We start from the raw sequence: 278 nt of genomic DNA, 5'->3' as shown, positions 1-278 counted from the left end.
GCCGCGCCGTACCGTCATGATGGTCGAGGCGTTCAGGCGTTCTTCAGCGCAACGCGGAAGCTGGCTTCGGTCTTGGCCTTCACTTCATCGAGCGTGACCCCGTCGGCGAGTTCGATCAGCGCCATGCCGTCGTTGCCGTGCTTGTCGATGGTGAACACCGCCAGATCGGTGACGACCATGTCCACCACGCGCTCGCCGGTGAGCGGCAGGTTGCAGCGGTGCAGCAGCTTCGCGCCGTCCTTGGCGGAGTGCTCCATCACGACGACGACGCGCTTGAC

1 protein-coding gene is annotated in these 278 nt (G+C 65.1%); it reads right to left on the bottom strand.

Features of this window, described 5'->3' with window-relative positions; all coding sequences use genetic code 11:
* Window positions 1–32 precede the first annotated feature (32 nt).
* Window positions 33–278: CoA-transferase (locus RVY79_RS19350; RefSeq protein ID WP_317466192.1), on the bottom strand; the 246-nt coding region annotated here is incomplete at its 5' end.

The sequence above is a fragment of the Chromohalobacter sp. HP20-39 genome, assembly GCF_033052815.1.
Classification (GTDB): Bacteria; Pseudomonadota; Gammaproteobacteria; order Pseudomonadales; family Halomonadaceae; genus Chromohalobacter.
This window is presented reverse-complemented; position numbering and strand designations above follow the sequence as displayed.